The 18,021-nt window shown below is 58.0% G+C and carries 18 protein-coding genes; 1 reads left to right on the top strand and 17 read right to left on the bottom strand.

All coding sequences use genetic code 11. The features are described from left to right. Positions 1-33 precede the first annotated feature (33 nt). The 5 genes from HW556_RS08885 to nuoK all read right to left on the bottom strand — a co-directional run bounded on the left by HW556_RS08885 (position 34) and on the right by nuoK (position 5,803). Positions 34-1,443 (bottom strand): NADH-quinone oxidoreductase subunit N, encoded by a 1,410-nt coding sequence (locus HW556_RS08885; RefSeq protein WP_176899670.1) that lies wholly within the window; start codon positions 1,441-1,443, stop codon positions 34-36. A 131-nt stretch (positions 1,444-1,574) separates the two neighbouring features. Further along, on the bottom strand, positions 1,575-3,062 hold the full coding sequence (locus tag HW556_RS08890) for a complex I subunit 4 family protein (RefSeq protein ID WP_176899671.1): 1,488 nt from the start codon (positions 3,060-3,062) through the stop codon (positions 1,575-1,577). Positions 3,063-3,103: 41 nt separating this feature from the next. Beyond that, a complete protein-coding gene (locus tag HW556_RS08895; protein WP_176899672.1) occupies positions 3,104-3,274 on the bottom strand; it encodes a hypothetical protein in 171 nt (56 codons plus the stop codon). Positions 3,275-3,436: 162 nt separating this feature from the next. Beyond that, positions 3,437-5,392, bottom strand: a complete 1,956-nt coding sequence (gene nuoL, locus HW556_RS08900; protein WP_176899673.1) for an NADH-quinone oxidoreductase subunit L — start codon at positions 5,390-5,392, stop codon at positions 3,437-3,439. Between the two features lie 78 nt (positions 5,393-5,470). Beyond that, on the bottom strand, positions 5,471-5,803 hold the full coding sequence (gene nuoK / locus HW556_RS08905; RefSeq protein ID WP_176899674.1) for an NADH-quinone oxidoreductase subunit NuoK: 333 nt from the start codon (positions 5,801-5,803) through the stop codon (positions 5,471-5,473). Positions 5,804-6,079: 276 nt separating this feature from the next. On the opposite strand from nuoK, the gene HW556_RS08910 reads away from it, so the two are divergent. After that, positions 6,080-6,541, top strand: a complete 462-nt coding sequence (locus HW556_RS08910; RefSeq protein ID WP_176899675.1) for a MaoC family dehydratase — start codon at positions 6,080-6,082, stop codon at positions 6,539-6,541. A gap of 93 nt (positions 6,542-6,634) precedes the next feature. On the opposite strand, the gene HW556_RS08915 is transcribed toward HW556_RS08910, so the two are convergent. The 12 genes from HW556_RS08915 to HW556_RS08970 all read right to left on the bottom strand — a co-directional run bounded on the left by HW556_RS08915 (position 6,635) and on the right by HW556_RS08970 (position 17,857). Next, complete coding sequence (locus HW556_RS08915) at positions 6,635-7,147, bottom strand: NADH-quinone oxidoreductase subunit J family protein (RefSeq protein ID WP_176899676.1); 513 nt, start codon at positions 7,145-7,147, stop codon at positions 6,635-6,637. Positions 7,148-7,243: 96 nt separating this feature from the next. Continuing rightward, complete coding sequence (locus tag HW556_RS08920) at positions 7,244-7,807, bottom strand: NuoI/complex I 23 kDa subunit family protein (protein WP_176899677.1); 564 nt, start codon at positions 7,805-7,807, stop codon at positions 7,244-7,246. Positions 7,808-7,867: 60 nt separating this feature from the next. Further along, on the bottom strand, positions 7,868-8,947 hold the full coding sequence (gene nuoH, locus HW556_RS08925) for an NADH-quinone oxidoreductase subunit NuoH (protein WP_176899678.1): 1,080 nt from the start codon (positions 8,945-8,947) through the stop codon (positions 7,868-7,870). Positions 8,948-9,032: 85 nt separating this feature from the next. Further along, positions 9,033-10,037 (bottom strand): 2Fe-2S iron-sulfur cluster-binding protein, encoded by a 1,005-nt coding sequence (locus tag HW556_RS08930; protein WP_176899679.1) that lies wholly within the window; start codon positions 10,035-10,037, stop codon positions 9,033-9,035. Between the two features lie 121 nt (positions 10,038-10,158). Then, positions 10,159-11,499, bottom strand: a complete 1,341-nt coding sequence (gene nuoF / locus HW556_RS08935) for an NADH-quinone oxidoreductase subunit NuoF (RefSeq protein WP_176899680.1) — start codon at positions 11,497-11,499, stop codon at positions 10,159-10,161. Positions 11,500-11,519: 20 nt separating this feature from the next. After that, positions 11,520-12,089 (bottom strand): NADH-quinone oxidoreductase subunit NuoE family protein, encoded by a 570-nt coding sequence (locus HW556_RS08940; protein ID WP_176899681.1) that lies wholly within the window; start codon positions 12,087-12,089, stop codon positions 11,520-11,522. 19 nt (positions 12,090-12,108) lie between these two features. Beyond that, the gene (locus HW556_RS08945) at positions 12,109-13,377 is read right to left on the bottom strand and encodes an NADH dehydrogenase (quinone) subunit D (RefSeq protein WP_176899682.1); all 1,269 of its coding nucleotides are present in this window, start codon (positions 13,375-13,377) and stop codon (positions 12,109-12,111) included. A 104-nt stretch (positions 13,378-13,481) separates the two neighbouring features. Continuing rightward, a complete protein-coding gene (locus HW556_RS08950) occupies positions 13,482-14,045 on the bottom strand; it encodes an NADH-quinone oxidoreductase subunit C (protein WP_176899683.1) in 564 nt (187 codons plus the stop codon). A 100-nt stretch (positions 14,046-14,145) separates the two neighbouring features. Beyond that, entirely contained in the window at positions 14,146-14,700 is a 555-nt protein-coding gene (locus HW556_RS08955) for an NADH-quinone oxidoreductase subunit B (protein WP_317170493.1), read from the bottom strand. Between the two features lie 76 nt (positions 14,701-14,776). After that, positions 14,777-15,169 carry an NADH-quinone oxidoreductase subunit A gene (locus tag HW556_RS08960; RefSeq protein WP_176899684.1) on the bottom strand — a complete coding sequence of 131 codons (393 nt, stop codon included), beginning with the start codon at positions 15,167-15,169 and terminating at the stop codon, positions 14,777-14,779. Positions 15,170-15,396: 227 nt separating this feature from the next. Next, on the bottom strand, positions 15,397-17,061 hold the full coding sequence (pruA, locus tag HW556_RS08965; protein WP_176899685.1) for an L-glutamate gamma-semialdehyde dehydrogenase: 1,665 nt from the start codon (positions 17,059-17,061) through the stop codon (positions 15,397-15,399). Positions 17,062-17,182: 121 nt separating this feature from the next. After that, positions 17,183-17,857 carry an SOS response-associated peptidase gene (locus tag HW556_RS08970; RefSeq protein ID WP_176899686.1) on the bottom strand — a complete coding sequence of 225 codons (675 nt, stop codon included), beginning with the start codon at positions 17,855-17,857 and terminating at the stop codon, positions 17,183-17,185. Positions 17,858-18,021: the final 164 nt, after the last annotated feature.

Here is an 18,021-nt window from a genome sequence, read left to right on the forward strand (position 1 = left end):
GAGGCGTTTTTCGTTTAGATGAAGGCAATAAATCTACAGCACCCCGGCAATCAGGCCGGGCAGTACGCCCAGCAGCACCGTCAGCAGGGCCAGCACCAGCAGTGCGCCCGACTGAAACGTGGTAACCGGCACGGCCTCGGCAGTATCAACATCAGCAGCGCGCATGTACATGGCGATGATGGGGCGCAGGTAGTAGTAAATGCTCACCATCGACATCAGCAGAGCGAAAATCACGAGGCCGATGTAGCCGTTTTCGACGGCGGCCATGAACACGAAGAACTTGCCGAAGAAACCACCCGTGAGCGGAATACCGGCCAGACTCAGCATGGAAACCGTGAGGGAGAATGCCAGCAGCGGGTTGGTTTTAGCCAGGCCATTGAAGCCGGCGTAATCCTCGCGGTGGCGGGCATCGGCTACCAGTTTCAGCACCCCAAAAGCGGATACGGTGGCCAGCGAATAAGCCAGCGAGTAGAACAGAATACCGTTGGCCGAAGCACCTTCGAGGGCTCCGTTGAAGGCCACCAGCGCAACAAGCAGGTAGCCGGCGTGCGAGATGCTGGAGTAGGCTAACATGCGCTTCACGCTGGTTTGGGCCACCGCGCCCACGTTGCCCACGAGCAGCGTGAGCACGCACATGGCCGTGAGCGTAGGCAGCCACACGCCCTGAGCCGTGGCGGCCGGAAACACCTGCACCAGCAGTTTCAGGAAGGCGGCGAAACCGGCGGTTTTCACCACCGTGCTCATGAAGGCGGTGAAGAAGGTGGGCGTGCCCTCGTACACGTCGGGCGTCCAGAAGTGGAAGGGCGCGGCGCCTACTTTAAAGCCAATGCCGAGCAGCATCAGCAGCATGCCGATATAGAGCATGGGCCGTAGCGACTCGTTCACCGGGTTCTGCACTGCAAAGCTGATGCTGCTGAGTTCGAACGTGCCCGTAGCCCCGTACACCAGCGCCATGCCAAACAGCAGGATGCCCGTGAAGAAGGCCCCCATCAGGAAGTACTTCAGGGCTGCTTCGTTCGAGCGCAGGTTGCGCTTGTCGGAGCCGGCCAGCACGTACATGGCCACGCTCAGGATTTCAATGCCCAGAAACAGCATGAGCAGGTGGTTGTAGCTGGCCAGCATAATGGCACCTACCATCGAAAACAGCAGCAGCGAGTAGTATTCGGCTAGGTTGGCTTCCTCATCGAGCACGTACTTCTGCGAGAAAGGCACGAGCACCAGCGCCGTGAGCAGCACGATACCCGTGAAGGCCACTGAGAAGTTATCAACGATGAGCATGCCGCTGAAGAACGACTGCGGCCCTTGGTTCCAGTCAAGGAAGTTTACCGTCAGCACCAAGCCTAGGATGAGCATCATCACGGGCAGCAGCAGCCGGTTGGAGCGGCGGAAACCCAGGAACAGGTTGCCCAGGCCCAGCGCAGAAAGCAGAATGATTGAATTCATGTTCGTTGCAATGTAGCGCGAAGCCTGCGCTTCGCGTATCGTTGGAATCGTCGAACAACTGGCCATTGGCGAAACCTGCCGGGCCGTTCAACGAAACGCGAAGCGGAAGCTTCGCGCTACGGGTCAGCGGTTTATCGTTTCACTACCTGCCCCAGAATGCTCATCACACTGCCTTCCGACAGGTGCAGGAAGGTGTTGGGGAACAGGCCAATCCAGAATACGAGCACGATGAGCGGCACCAGCACCACCAACTCAGCGCCGGTAAGGTCGGTGAAAGTGGCCGAGTGGGCCGAATCGGGGCCGAGCATGACGCGCTGGAACATGCGGAGCAGGTACACCGCACTCAGGATTATGGTGATGCCAGCCACGGCACCTAGCCAGGCGTTGTACTCGTACACACCGGCCAGCAGCAGGAACTCGCCTACAAAACCGTTGGTGAGCGGCAGCGCTACGGTACCCAGCAGCAAAATCAGGAAGCATACCGTGAGCACCGGGGCCTGACGGGTGAGGCCTCCTAACTCGGCAATGTTGCGGGTGCCGGTGCGGCGCTCAATAGCGTCGGCAATGAAGAACAGACCCACTACGTTGATGCCGTGGGCCAGCATCTGGATGCTGGCACCCTGCATGCCAAGTTGGGTGAGCGAGAAGACACCGGCAATCATCAGGCCCACGTGCGAGAGCGAGGAGTAGGCGATGAGCCGCTTGACATCCTGCTGGCGAATGGCGATGATAGCGCCGTAGATGATGCCAATGACGGCCAGAATTAGAATCAGGTTCTGCCAGTAGTCCACGCCTAGGGGCACGACGGGCAGCAGCCAGCGCATGCAGCCATAGATGCCCATTTTGAGCATGATGCCAGCCAGCAGCATGGAGGCCGGGGCGGGCGATTCGGTGTAGGTATCGGGCTGCCAGGTGTGGAAGGGGAAGATGGGCATCTTCACGGCGAAGGCCGCGAAAATCAGCCAGAACACCCACATCTGCGTGGCCGCGGGCAGATTGAGGCTGTAGAACGCGCTGAGCGAGGCGTTGTGGGCTGAGAGGCCGTCAACGGTTGGGCCGGTCTGGAAGTAGAGGTACACGAAGCCGGCCAGCATGAACAGCGAGCCGATGATGGTGTAGAGGAAGAACTTGAACGTAACCCGCGCCCGCTCGATGCCGCCCCAGACGCCGGCCAGGAAGTAAATCGGAATCAGGGCCACCTCCCACATGAAGTAGAACAGGAAGGCATCCTGGGCCGTGAACACGCCAATCAGGCCGGTTTGCATAAACAGCACCAGCGCGTAGAACACCGACTCGTTCTCGAAGTTGCGGCGGAAGGCGCTGAGCAGAATAATGGGCACGAGTAGCGTGGTGAGCAGCACCAGCAGCAAACTGAGCCCATCCATGCCCACGTGGAAGTTGATGCCGGCCGATGCAATCCAGCTATAGTTGAACTCGAAATTGGGACTGATGTCGCCACCGCGGGCGAGGTTGACCCCGGAGAAGCCGGCGGCGTACAGCGCCAGCGCAAATTCGAGAAGGGCCGCGCCCAGCGCCGCCACCCGCGCCGACTTCCCCTTGAAGAAGTGCAGCAGCAGGGCGGCCGTTACGGGCCAGAGTAGAAGAAGGACAGTCAGCATGCTTTACTGTGAGGGTGCGGTGTTTTGTAATGCTAAATTTATTATTTCCTCCTGTGATAATTTCCTAACTTTTCAACCATTAATTCATCTGATTTTTCTAAATAGATAATATTCTGTTTTCCATTTGACCCTCTGTCTATAGTGATTTTTTCATCTTTATATTCCCCAACGAAAGGGGTTTCCTCGAAATAAACAAGCATATCGTCGTTCACTCTCTTGATAGAAATTCTGTGTTTATATATTAATCTGCCTACGTATTCATCATCATATACTTTCCTTTCCCAATTGCCAATATATTTATTCGAATCACTGTCAGTAGAACAGGATGATATTATGCAGAGGCAGAAGATGAGAAGTGATAGTATGTTTTTCATCTAAAATTTCCCGAAGTTCAGCGCCATAACCAGCACGATGGCCACGACCATCAGCAGCAGGTAGACTTCCACGGAGCCGGTTTGCACGGCGCGAACCAGCTGGCCGCCTCCCAGCGTCACGCGGCCGAAACCGTTGACGATGGGGTCGATGATGCCGTTTTCAACGAAGCGGTAGAGGCCGCGCGAGAGCCACATGATGGGGCGCACCAGCAAGGCGTTGTACAGCTCGTCGATGTAGTACTTGTGGTACACCAGGTTGTCGAGGAAGCCACGGGGCGCGCCTTCTTCGGCCGGGCGCACGCCGCGGCTCATGTATAGCACATAAGCGAAGAGAATACCCAGTACACCCGCGCCCACCGATAGGCCGATGAGCATCAGCTCGGTGCCGTGGTCAACAGCGAGGTCGAAAGCGGCGGGGTTGATCTTCTGCGAGTAAGTGAACAGCGGCGCGAGGTAGTTGGACAGGTAGGCGTTTTCCTCGCCCAAGAAGAACGGAGCGTTCATGAAACCACCCACAGCGGCCAGAATGGCCAGCACGATGAGCGGCAACGTCATGGAGGCAGGTGACTCGTGCAGGTGCTGGCGTTGCTGTTCGGTGCCCCGGAACTCGCCGAAGAAGGTCAGGAACAGCAGGCGGAACATGTAGAACGCCGTCAGGAACGCCGTGACCAGACCCACGCCGTAGAGCAGCTTGCTGTGCTGGAAGGTGTGGAGCAAGATTTCATCTTTGGAGAAGAAACCGGCGAAGGGTGGAATGCCGGAAATGGCCAGACAGCCCACCAGGAAGGTGATGAACGTGATGGGCAGCGCCTTGCGCAAACCGCCCATGCGGCGCATATCCTGCTCGTTGCTCATGGCATGAATCACGGAGCCCGCGCCCAGGAACATCAGGGCCTTAAAGAAGGCGTGGGTGAGCACGTGGAACAGCGACGTGCTGTAGCCCATCACGCCCAGCGCCAGGAACATGTAGCCCAGCTGCGAAACGGTGGAGTAAGCCAGCACCTTTTTGATGTCGTTTTGGGCCAGCCCGATGGTGGCCGCGAACAAGGCCGTAGCTGCGCCAATGATGGCAATGACCTCCAGCGTGTCGGGGGCTAGGGTGAAGAGCACGTTGGCCCGCAGAATCATGTAGATGCCCGCCGTAACCATGGTCGCGGCGTGGATGAGGGCCGAAACGGGCGTGGGGCCGGCCATGGCGTCGGGCAGCCAGGTGTAGAGCGGCAGCTGCGCCGATTTACCCGTGGCACCCACGAACAGCAGCAGCGTAATAACGGTCACCACTTCCGGGCCGTAGCTGCCAAACTGGCCGAGCGAAGCCTTCTGGAACACCTCGGCAAACTGCACCGACTCGAAGGTGAGGTAAATCAGAAAGATGCCGAGCAGAAAGCCCAAGTCGCCGACGCGGTTGATGATGAAGGCCTTTTTGGCGGCGTTGTTGTAGGCAGTGTTCTTGTTCCAGAAGCCGATGAGCAGGTAGGAGCACAGCCCCACGCCTTCCCAACCGATGAACAGAATCAGGAAGTTGGAGCCGAGCACCAGCACCAGCATCGAGAACACGAACAGGTTCAGGAAGCTGAAAAACTTGCCCACGTTCTCGTCGTGGGCCATGTAGCCCATGCTGTACACATGAATCAGGAATCCCACGCCGGTTACCAGCAGCAGCATAATCAGGCTGAGCTGGTCAATCTGGTAGGAAAACGGAATCTGCATTGTGCCCACCGAAATCCAATCGAACAGCGGCACGGTGTACTGGTACTGAAAGTTCAGGAACAGAAACACCGAAATGGCGAACGAGCCCAGCACGGCGGCCGAGCTAATCAGGCCGGCAACGGTGGCCGAAAGTTTGCGGTTGAGCAGGCCATTAATCAGGAAGCCCAGAAACGGCAGCAGCGGAATCAGCACGTACAGGAAGGTCGAGTACGGGGCGCCGGCAGCGGGAATAACGGTTTCTTGCATGGGTTGATGGGGCAGTAGCACAAGTGTCATCCTGAGCATGTGGCGCATTGAGCCACATATTCAGGATGACATGGCAAATCAGAACTTAAGGCGGCTCAACAGATTAACGTCGGTGCTCTGGATATTACGGTAAATCATCACGATAATAGCCAGGCCCACAGCTACTTCAGCAGCAGCTACGGCCATGATGAAGAACACGAATACCTGCCCGTTGGGGTCGGAGCGGAAAGCCGAAAAGGCCACCAGCAGCACGTTCACGGCGTTGAGCATCAGTTCGACACTCATGAAGATGATGATGGCGTTGCGCCGGGTAAGCACGCCCAGCACGCCAATGCTGAACAGCGCGGTGGCGAAGAAAACGTAGTACTGGAGGGGAACCGTCTGGATAACCTGCGGTATGTTCTGGTCCATGCGGAGGGGCTAACGGCCAAGCAAATCCCCTGGCGGTGGGGCCGGCAGGGACAATGGAGGGCAAAGGTATCCTGAAAATCGGAAAAGGCCACTGTTTGGGCTGGTTCTTTGGGCTGTTGCACTCTTTGTTATGCGCCGCAACAGCGGCGAGCGGGGCCGGAGCCCGAGCGTATCGGCCCGGGCCCACCCGGGTGGCCGGCCGTGGGGCCGCCAGCGTACTGGTGCTTATGGCACGAAACTGTATCTTCGGGCCTCTCTTTCTCGTTTCCTTTTCCTATGAGCATTACTATTGGCAGCTTAGCCGAACTTCAGCAGCACGAAGGCCAGGAATTGGGCATTACGCCTTGGCATACCATCACCCAAGAGCAAATCAACCAATTCGCCGCCGCCACCCTCGACTTCCAGTGGATTCACACCGACCCTGATCGGGCCGCGGTCGAGTCGCCCTTCGGCGGCACCATTGCCCACGGCTACCTCACGCTGTCGTTGCTACCCTACTTCTGGAATCAGCTGGTGCAGGTAGAAAACCTGAAGATGCAGGTGAACTACGAAATCAGTGAATTCCGCTTCAACCAGGCCGTACTCGTAAACACGCCGGTACGCCTGCACGCCACGTTGCTGGCCGTAAAAGACCTGCGCGGCATTGCTAAGGCTAACATCGGCGTGAAAATGGAAATAGAAGGCATCAAGAAGCCCGCCTACACCGGCGTTATCACCTTCCTCTACCACTTCGAGTAGGCCGCCTTACCACTGTTCAGAAGACCCCAAAAAGCCAGCGCGGCGACTGTAGCTACAGTCGCCGCGCTGGCTTTTTATAGAAGTTCGGAGAGTTTAGAAGTTCCGCTCGCCGGTTTCGCGCTTGCCGAGCATCACGGCGCCTACCATGGCTATCAAGAACAGCACCGAGGCCAACTCGAAGGGCAGCAGGAAGTCGGTGTAAAGCTTGAGGCCAAGCTGGTCGACCATACCAATTTGCGAGTTGAAGGCGGTGCCGGTGACTGCGCCGGTAGGCACGATATCCTTAAGGGCGGCTACCAGAATCAGTAGCAGCGAACCACCGGCAATGGCGGCGGCAATCTTAGCCAAGGCGGGCTTCTGAGGCTCGGTCAGCTCGTTCAGGTTCAGGAACATAATCACGAACAGGAATAGCACCATAATGGCACCCGCGTAGATAATGATGTTCACAGCAGCCAGAAACTGCGCGTTCAACAGCAGATAATGACCCGAGATGGTGAAGAACGTCAGAATCAGGAACAGCACACTATGTACCGGATTCTTGGTGAATACCACGCCCAGCGCGCTCAGCAGCGCCACAAACGAGAGGAAGAGAAAAAGAGGATGCATGGCTGGTTGTCAGTTTTTAGTTGTCGGTTGTCAGGGGTGATTTAGCCGTCAATAGCCGTGCGTGCGGGCCGACAATTGAAAACTAAAAACCAACAACTATACAATGCGGCTACGGAGCTTATCGGCCTGCTCAGAAGTGAGCTGAATGCCTTTTACGCTGCGCTCGTCGGGCGACACGGGCTCCACAAGGCGGTCCTTGCCGTAGGTAAACTCGTCGCGCTCGTAGCGCGGCGGGGCCATTTTGTCGGGCTGCAGGTAGATGGCGGCTTTCGGGCAGGCTTCCTCGCAAAGGCCGCAGAAAATGCAGCGCAGCATGTTGATTTCGTAGCTGACGGCGTACTTCTCCTCGCGATAGAGGCCTTCTTCGCCCTTCTTTCGCTCACCGGCGACCATGGTAATGGCTTCGGCGGGGCAGGCTACGGCACATAGGCCGCAGGCGGTGCACCGCTCCCGGCCCTGCTCGTCGCGCTTGAGCACATGCAGGCCCCGGAAGTAGCCCGAAAACGGACGCACTTCCTCGGGGTAGCGCACGGTGGCTTTCTTCATAAAGAAGTGGCGCATCGTGATGCTCAGACCCTGGAAGATGGCCGGCAGGTAGGCCCGCTCGGCCAGCGTCATGGGCTTCTTTTCTAATACCTTGGCTCGGTTGGTGAGTTGCATGCTATGGGTCCTTCTGCTGGTCTGAGCGCGCTCAAACTGGCAAAGTGAGGGAGTTATTACTTAAATCACCCCAAACAGGATGAGGGCGCCGGTGAGCACGATGTTAAATACGGCCAGCGGAATGAGAATGGTCCAGCCGAGGCGCATAAGCTGGTCGTAGCGGAAGCGCGGCAGAGTCCAGCGAATCCACATGAAGAAGAAGATGAAGGCGAAAATCTTCAGGAAGATGCCCACCGCGCCCATCAGGGTAATCAGGTTCTGGGCCGAATTCAGTTCCCAGCCTTGGCTGTTCACGAACCAGTCGCGCAGCTCGTACTGGAAGGGGAAGTTGAAGCCGCCGAAGTACAGCACGCTCATCACGGCCGACACCACGAAGATGTTCACATATTCCGAGAACAGGTAAAGGCCCAGCTTCATCGACGAGTACTCGGTGTGGTAGCCGCCCACCAGCTCGGTTTCGCACTCGGGCAAATCGAATGGTGTACGATTGGTTTCAGCAAAGGCGCATACCAAGAAGATGATAAAGCCTAGTGGCTGCTTCACGATGTTCCACATCTGCCACTCGCCGGCTACCGACTGCTGCAACGTAATTTCGCGCAAACTCAACGTGCCCGAAATCATGAGCACCGCAATCAGCGACATGCCCATGGCCAACTCGTAGCTGATATTCTGCGAAGCAGCCCGGATGGCACCCAGCAAGGAGAACTTGTTGTTGGAAGCCCAACCGCCAATCATCACCCCGTACACGCCCAACGACACGACCCCGAAAATCCAGAGCATGCCGATGTTTACCTCAATGCCCTGCAGGAAGAAGGCGTTGTTGCCGAAGCTCATGGTGTTGCCGAAGGGGATAACCGCCGACGACATCAGGGCCGTAATCATAGCCAGGCAGGGGCCTACCACGAATAGCACCTTGTTGGCACCACCGGGGAAGAACTCTTCTTTCGTGAACATCTTCACGGCATCGGCCAGGGGCTGGAGCAGGCCGTATGGGCCGGCACGGTCGGGCCCCACGCGGTCCTGCAAAAAGGCGGCAATTACGCGCTCGGCGTAGGTGCAGTAGGTCGCAATCAGCAATGAAAGCGCGAAAACGACAAAGATGACGATGGATTGCCAGCCGAGAGCGGGTAGTTCAATCATTGTTTTAGCTGATAGCTAGTAGCTGGTAGCCGTTAGCTTATGTTCAGTAGAAAATCACGTTAGCTATCAGCCAACAGCTCAAAAATTAGGAGCCTAGTTTGAGGGGCGGATTCTTTTCCAGCTCGCGCTGGGTGCTGGCGGGTAAATCGGCAATAACTGACTGATTGAGCACGGGCAGTTCGTAGTGGTTGGCTGAAATTACAGAAGAACGGTCGATATGGGACGGTCCTTCAATGGTCCAGTCGCTGGTTTCCTTCTTTTCGAAGCGGCACTCGTTGCAAATCCACTCCTTCACCTCGCCATATTGGTCCTTGCGGGCAGTGGTGCGCAGCACGTCGTTGCCCTTGTACCAGAGCACCACGTTGCCCGAACATTTCGGGCAGTCGCGGTGGGCGTTTACGGGCTTCGTAAACCACACGCGCTGCTTGAAGCGGAACGTTTTATCAGTCAGTGCGCCCACCGGGCACACGTCAATCACGTTGCCCGAGAAGTCGTTATCGATGATGTTCTCAATGTAGGTGCCGATTTCGGCAGCGTCGCCGCGGCCGAGTACGCCGTGAATTCGGTCGCCCTTGGCAATCTGATCGGCGGTGTACACGCATCGGTAGCACAAAATGCAGCGCGTCATGTGGAGCTGAATCAGCGGGCCAATGTCGATTTTCTCGAACGTGCGGCGCTCTTCCTCGTAGCGGGTCGTGCTCAGACCATGCTCGAAGGCAAAATTCTGCAGGTCGCACTCACCAGCCTGGTCGCAGACGGGGCAATCGAGCGGGTGATTGATGAGCAGCATCTCCACGATGCCTTTACGCACATCAAGCACGCTGTCGTTGGTGGTGTTTTCCACCACCATGCCGTCCTGTACGGGCGTAATGCACGAGGCCACCAGCTTGGGCATCGGGCGCGGGTCTTTGGCCGAACCGGCCGCCACCTTTACCAAGCAGGCGCGGCACTTGCCACCCGAGCCTTTCAGGGGCGTGTAGTAGCACATGGCCGGGGGCACGATGGCACCGCCAATCTGGCGGGCTGCATTCATGATAGTCGTTCCGTCCGGAACTTCTATCTCGATGCCGTCGAAGGTTATTTTAGCCATTTGATTCTCTTGTCATCCTGAGCAGAGCGAAGGATCTTATCACGTCCGCGCTCTGATATGTACTAATCCTGAAGAACGCGGCGGTGATAAGATGCTTCGTTCCTCAGCATGACAGGTAAAGTTACGCCGTTACTAGTTTGCCCGGGAACACCGCGCCGGGCTTAGTGGCTTCCTGCGGGTGCGTAACGTGCCACTCGAATTCGTCGCGGAAGTGGCGCACGGCGGCGGCAACGGGCCAGGCAGCAGCTTCGCCCAGCGGGCAGATGGTGTTGCCCTCAATCTGCTTGGCTACGCTTACCAGCAGGTCGATGTCGTGCATCTGGCCGTGGCCGTGCACGAGGCGGTGCAGCACCTTTTCTAGCCAGCCCGTACCCTCACGGCACGGCGAGCATTGCCCGCAGCTTTCGTGGTGGTAGAAGCGGCTGAAACTCCAGGTGTTGCGCACGATGTTGGTCGTCTCATCCATGGCAATAAAGCCACCCGAGCCGAGCATGGTGCCCGTTATGAAGCCACCGTCGCTCAACGACTCATAAGTCATCAGGCGGTCTTCGCCGGTGGCAGTTTTGAGGATGAGCTCCTTGGGCAGAATCGGTACTGAGGAGCCGCCGGCTACTACAGCTTTCAGGTCGCGGCCCTTCCAAATACCGCCGCAGTACTCATCAGAATAGATGAACTCCTCGACGGGCAGGCCCAACTCGATTTCGTAGATGCCAGGTTTGTTGAGGTGGCCGCAAGCGGAGAATAGCTTGGTGCCGGTGCTCTTACCCACGCCGATTTTGGCGTACTCATCGCCGCCTTCGTTCACAATTACCGGCACGGCCGCAATTGATTCGACGTTGTTAACCACGGTAGGACGGGCGTACAGGCCCTGCACAGCTGGGAAAGGCGGCTTGTTGCGCGGATTGCCCCGCTTGCCCTCCAGGCTTTCAAGTAGCGCTGTTTCTTCACCGCAGATATACGCGCCGCCGCCCGGATGCACGAACAGGTCAAGGTCGTAGCCCGAGCCCAGAATGTTCTTACCCAGGAAACCGGCCGCGTAGGCTTCGGCAATAGCTTTTTCGAGGATGCGTAGCACGTACAACAGCTCGCCGCGGATGTAGATGTACGAGGTGTTCGCACCCAGCGCATACGAGCCCGTAATCATGCCCTCAATTAGCAAGTGGGGCAGTTTCGACATCAACTCCCGGTCCTTGAAAGTACCCGGCTCCGATTCGTCGGCGTTGCAAACGAGGTAACGCGGCACGCCCTCGGGCTTGGCCAGAAAGCTCCACTTCAGGCCCGTAGGGAAGCCCGCGCCGCCGCGGCCCCGCAGGCCCGACTTCTTGACTTCCTCCACCACCTCATCGGGGGTCATGGTCTTGAGGGCCTTCTCCACCGAGCGGTAGCCGCCGTGCTTGCGGTACACGTCGAGCTTCTCGATGCCTTCAACGTTGATATGTTCGGTCAGCAGTTTGCGTCCCATAGGTTCAGAGCGAAAAGGCGTTAGTTGTTGGCCAGCGCGTTTGAGAGGCCAGTTTCTTCCCAGGGCAGGGCGGGCCGATGCACCTGGTTGCGCAGCTCGGCGAGCATGGCATCCACGGCTTCGGGGGTGTCGAGTTGCTCGTAGTACTGCTCGCGCACCTGCACGATGGGGGCGAAGCCGCAGGCGGCCAGGCACTCCACTTCTTTCAGAGTAAACAGACCGTCTTCAGAAGCTGGCCCTCCCACTTTGGCACCCGTAATGCGCTCCAGCTGGGCCGTTAGCTCCTCGGAGCCGCGCAGCATGCAGGGGCCAGTGCGGCAGATTTCCAGCACGTGCTTTCCTACTGGCTTGAGGTTGAACATGGTGTAGAAAGATGACACCTCGTACACCTCAATCGGCTTTATGCCCAGCACCTCGGCCACTAGGTCCTGCACTTCGGGGCTTACCCAGCCACCAAACTCGGCCTGGGCAATGTGCAACACCGGCAGCATAGCCGATTTGCGGCGGTCGTTGGGGTATTGCTTGCAGATGCGCTCAATCTCGGCCTTGGCGGCTTCAGAAAATTGCGGCTTGAGGGCAGTCGATTCCATATCAGTCAATTCAGAAAAACTACGCGTCGAGCTCCCCGGCAATTACGTTCATCGAACTCAGCGTCACGATGGCGTCGGAGAGGGTCTGGCCCACCACCATTTCGGTGTAGGCCTGGTAGTAGATGAAGCAGGGGCGGCGGAAGTGCAGGCGGTAGGGTGTGCGGCCACCGTCGGAAACCAGGTAGAAACCCAGTTCGCCGTTGCCGCCTTCCACCGAGTGGTAAACCTCGCCCACGGGAGCATCAATCTCGCCCATCACAATTTTGAAGTGATAGATGAGGGCCTCCATGTTCTGGTACACGGCCTGCTTGGGCGGCAGGTAGAAGTGCGGCGCATCGGCGTGATACGGGCCGGCTGGCAGGTTTTCCAGCGCCTGCTCGATGATGCGCAGGCTCTGCCAGATTTCCTCGTTGCGCACCATGAACCGGTCGTAGGTGTCGCCCTTGGTGCCCACCGGAATTTCGAAGTCGAAGTCCTGGTAGCTGGAGTAGGGGTTCATCACGCGCACATCGTAATCGACGCCGGCGGCCCTCAGGTTGGGGCCGGTAAAGCCGTAGTTGAGGGCGCGTTCGGCCGAGATGGCTCCCACGTCCACAATCCGGTCCATGAAGATGCGGTTGCGGTTGAACATGGTCTCGAACTCGCGCATTACGCCGGGGAAGGTCTTCAGCCAGGCGCGCAGTTTGGCAATGGCAATGTCGGAGAAGTCGCGCTCCATGCCGCCCACGCGGCCCATGTTGGTGGTGAGGCGGGCGCCGCTTACTTCCTCGTAAATCTCGTACACCTTCTCCCGCTCATCCATGAGGTAGAGGAAGCCGGTGAAAGCACCCGTATCCACGCCCAGAATGCCGTTGCAGATGAGGTGGTCGGTGATGCGGGCCAGTTCCATCAAAATTACGCGGATGTACTGGGCGCGCTTGGGAACTTCCACGCCGAGCAGCTTCTCCACCGTCATGTGCCAGCCCATGTTGTTGATGGGCGACGAACAGTAGTTCATCCGGTCAGTGAGGGTGGTAATCTGGTAGAAGGGCCGGCGCTCGGCAATCTTCTCGAAGGCGCGGTGGATGTAGCCGATGGTGGGCACGCCGGAAATGATCCGCTCGCCATCCATTTGCAGGATGTTCTGAAAAATACCGTGCGTTGCCGGGTGCGTCGGACCCAGGTTAAGGGTCGTCAGCTCCTGGTTGAAGTCATTGACAGTCGGGGCCAACGGGTTCAGGTGCGCCTGTTGCTCGCGCGCCGACTCGATTATCTTATGGGTGCCTTCCAGCGTGTCGTTTACTGCCATAATGCTAGTATTGAGTAGTTGGTAGTGAGTATTGAGAAACCATTATCGAGCGAAATCAGACCATTAGTCTCACTACTCAATACCAGCTACTCACTACTAAACACTTATCGGCCAAAGAACAGGTCGGTTTTGTCTTCGCGAGTGCCATCTTCCAGCGCGTACTCCTTGCGCATCGGGTGGTAGTCCATGTCCTCCACGTTGAGGATGCGCATCAGGTTGGGGTGGCCGGGGAAGATGATGCCGTAGAAGTCGAAAGCCTCGCGCTCCATCCAGTTGGCGCAGGAATAGAGGTCGGTGAGGGTCGGAGCTACCGGGTCGGCAATAGGAAAAAAGATTTTCAGCCGCAGCCGGATGTTGCGCGTGAGGCTGTGCAAATGATACACCATACTCAACTCCTGGCCTTCCCGGTCGGGGAAATGCACCCCGCACATGGTAGTCAGAAAGTTGAGTTGCAACTCCTGATCCTTCTGCAAACCCGCAATAATGCCGTGAATCTGCTCCCGGGTGGTCGTCACCGAAAGCAGGCCGTACGATTCTTCCACATCGGTGAAAGCGGCCTCGCCGAATAGGTGGTGCAATAGGGCCAGCAGCTGCGCATTTTGTTGCGCGGCCGGGTCCTGGGCAGCAGCCTGTTCCTGAGCGGGGATAGATTCGTTTTGGTCAGCCATTCTTATTGAGAAGCTAGGAGCTGGAAGTTAGAAGCTAGAATATCAGTTGGCGAAACCAGAAACCCAGAACGAATTCCAACGCCTGGCTTCTAACTTCTATCTACTTGATATTGTACGATGCCAGCAGGGCCTGATACTCGGGCGAGTTGCGGCGGCGAATTGATTCGTTACGGGCCAGATCCTGCACGCGCATCAGGCCGTCGAGCACCTGCTCGGGGCGGGGCGGGCAGCCGGGCACATACACGTCAACCGGAATGATGCGGTCGATGCCCTGAAGCACCGAGTAGGTATCGAAAATACCACCCGAAGAGGCGCAGGCGCCCATAGCCAGCACCCAGCGGGGCTCGGCCATCTGCTCGTACACCTGCTTCACGATGGGAGCCATTTTCTTGGCAATCGTACCCATCACCATCAGCAAATCGGCCTGCCGGGGCGAGAAGCTCGGCCGCTCGGAGCCGAAGCGCGAGATGTCGTAGCGCGAGCCCATAGTGGCCATAAACTCGATGCCGCAGCACGAAGTGGCGAAGGGCAGCGGCCAGAGCGAGTTGGCGCGGGCCATGCCCACTACCTTCTCCAGCGAAGTAGCGAAGTAGCCTGCGCCTTCGAGGCCGTCGGGGGCCTCTACCATCTTGATTTCGGGAACTCGGGTATCCATAAAGCAGGAAGTCAGGGAAGAAAAAGTGGCGTAAATCCACTTAGAGCCAACAGAAGCCGGCGGGCAAAAGTTTGACCTAACGGCTTTCGTTCCAGTCCAGAATGCCCTTTTTGATGACGTACACGAAACCCGCCATCAGCAGCGTCAGGAACACCAGCATCTGAATAAAGCCAGTGGTGCCCAGGGCGCGGAAGTTGACGGCCCAGGGATACATGAAGATTACCTCGACATCGAAAAGCACGAACAGAATGGCCGTGAGGAAGTATTTAACCGAAATCGGGGTACGGGCATTGCCCACCGACTCAATGCCGCATTCAAATGCCTCATCCTTAACCACGCTCTTGCGGCGTGGCCCCACCAAGTGCGAGACAATCATGGCGAAGGCCACGAAGGCAATGGCCAGCACGAACTGGACGATGATGGGAAGGAAATCCTGGGGCTGGTATTGAACGGGAACGGCGAGCAGCATGGCAGCAACGGGTAAAAGGCCGTTTCGCAACGGCATGGGAGGCAAAGGTAGGCCCTCCGCAGTTGGGAACAAAGATGAAAGCCGGCTGGGGTGCGACTGGCTGTTAATTAACTCTGGTTGGTCGTCTGACTGGCAACAAATACGTTATTGAGTAGACAAACAAAACGGCCGCCCTGTTCAGGACGGCCGTTTTGTTTGTCTACTCAGGCAAATAGCAACGCTACGTTCTAGATGCCTTTATCCCGGTTCAGATCCTCGGCCGGGGCGGCGCCCAAGAAGGGGTAGCGGTAGTCCACCACGGGCACGAAGGTTTCTTTAATGGTGCGCGGCGACACCCAGCGGAGCAGGTTGAGGATGGAGCCGGCTTTGTCGTTGGTGCCGGAAGCACGGGCGCCGCCGAAAGGCTGCTGGCCCACCACGGCCCCGGTAGGCTTGTCGTTGATGTAGAAGTTGCCGGCAGCCTGCACCAGCTTGCGCGTGGCCAGGTCGATAGCGTAGCGGTCTTGCGAGAAAACGGCACCGGTAAGAGCGTAAGGCGAGGTCTGGTCGACAACCTCCAGGGTTTCCTCAAACTTGTCGGCCTCGTACACATACACCGTTACAACGGGGCCGAACAGCTCCTCGCACATGGTTACGTACTTGGGGTCCTTGGTTACGATGACGGTGGGTTCAATGAAATAGCCTTTGCTCTTGCTGTAACCGCCGCCGGCAATGATTTCCACGCTGCTGTCGGCCTTGGCGGCGTCGAGGTACTTGGCCAGCTTATCGAACGATTTCTCGTCGATGACGGCATTGATGAAGTTGGAGAGGTCCTCCACATCGCCCATCTTAAAGGTGGCGAGGTCTTCCTTCACGTAGCCCAGAATTTCATCGGCCAGGTTCGAGGGCAGGTATACCCGCGAGGCGGCCGAGCACTTCTGGCCCTGGTACTCGAACGCGCCGCGCGAAATACCCACGGCCACGGCTTTAGCGTGCGCCGACTTATGAGCCACGATGAAGTCCTTGCCGCCGGTTTCGCCTACGATGCGCGGGTAGGTTTTGTACTTGCTGATGTTCTCGCCAATCGTTTTCCAGATGTGCTGGAACACGCCGGTCGAACCCGTGAAGTGGATGCCAGCGAAGTCGGGATGCTGGAAAATGACGTTGCCGGCCGTCGGGCCGTCCACATACACCAAGTTGATAACGCCATCGGGCACGCCGGCCTCCTTGAACAGCTCCATCAGCACCTGGGCCGAGTAAATCTGGGTGTCGGCGGGCTTCCAGACGGTGACGTTGCCGAGCATGGCCGCCGAAGTGGGCAGGTTGCCGGCAATAGCCGTGAAGTTGAAGGGCGTGAGGGCGAAGATGAAGCCTTCCAAGGGGCGGTGCTCCAGTCGGTTCCACATGCCGGGCATGGAGGCGGGCTGCTGCTTGTACAGCTCGCTCATATAATGCACATTGAAGCGCAGGAAGTCGATAAATTCGCAGGCGGCATCGATTTCGGCCTGGAAAGCATTTTTGCTCTGACCCAGCATGGTAGCTGCGTTGAGGCGGGCGCGGTAAGGGCCGGCCAGCAGGTCAGCAGCTTTCAGGAAAATAGCGGCCCGCTGCTCCCAGGGCAGTTCAGCCCACTCGGTGCGGGCAGCCAGCGCGGCGTCGATAGCCTGCTGCACGTGCGAGGCGTCGCCGCGGTGGAAATGGCCCAGCGTGTGCTTATGGTCGTGGGGCGGACTCATACGCACAAGCTTGCCCGTACGCACTTCCTGGCCACCAATGTGCATGGCAATATCGCGCTCCTGCTGCTTGAATTCTTTGAGGGTCTTGAGCAACTCAATCCGCTCGGGCGAATCAGGTGCGTAGCCCTTCACGGGCTCATTAATCGGCAGCGGAACGTTGAAAAAGGCGTTGGCCATAAACGGAGGGATTTTAAGTGGCGGAAAGAATAGACTACAAAGGTAGGGCTTCGGGGTTAGTGCTTACCTGATAATACCTAGTTGTCAGTCTACAACTAAATGGAGGCCTATCAACCAGGCATTAAACCGGCTCCAGCACGGCCGGCTCGTTGTGGGCGGGCGAGTTCACCAGCTTGCTGATGACGTACTCCCGCATCAGTTCGGTAGGATAGGGTTGTAGCAAGGCCTGATGGTCGGCGGCCGAAACCGCGTCGCTTAGCCAAGCCTGCTCGGCTTCGGGGCCCTGCAGAATTACCGGCATTCGGTGGTGTAGCGGGGCCATCAGGGCGTTGGGTTCGGTGGTGACGATGGTGAAGGTGGGCAGGATTTCGCCGGTGGCGCGGTCAAGCCATTCGTCCCAGAGGCCGGCAAAGGCGTAGGGCTGCCCCGAGGTGAGCAGGATGCGGTGGGGCGTTTTGGGTGGCAGGCCGTGGGCTTCTTTCTGCTGCCACTCATAGAAGCTGTCGGCCAGCACCAGGCAGCGGCGGCGCTGCAACAGTTGCCGGAACGAGGGCTTTTCGGCCAGCGTTTCGGCGCGGGCGTTGATGGGCTGGGGGCCACTGGTGCGGTCCTTCACCCAGGCCGGCACCAGCCCCCACTGCATCAGCCGCACTTGGCTGGGCGCGGCGTTGGTAATTACGGGCAGGTGCTGCGAGGGTGCAGCATTGTAGGTTGGGGCGAAATCTTCGGCTAAGTCGGCCCCGAATCGTTCTTTGATTAAACCCGGTGGAGCAATGAGGCTATAGCGTCCGCACATAATCGAGGGAGGGTAAAACGTGAGGGTCCGTTTTACGAGCCGGGCTGGAAGGGTGTTATCATCAGTTGATAGTCGCGGCGCACGGGGTAGGGGCAGGGTTTGTCGCCACCCGCCGTTGAACGATTCACCCCCAGACCGGTCAACGGCGGGGGGGGGGGAGGACC

Origin of the sequence: Hymenobacter terrestris (genome assembly GCF_013377905.1) — a bacterium.
GTDB lineage: Bacteria > Bacteroidota > Bacteroidia > Cytophagales > Hymenobacteraceae > Hymenobacter > Hymenobacter terrestris.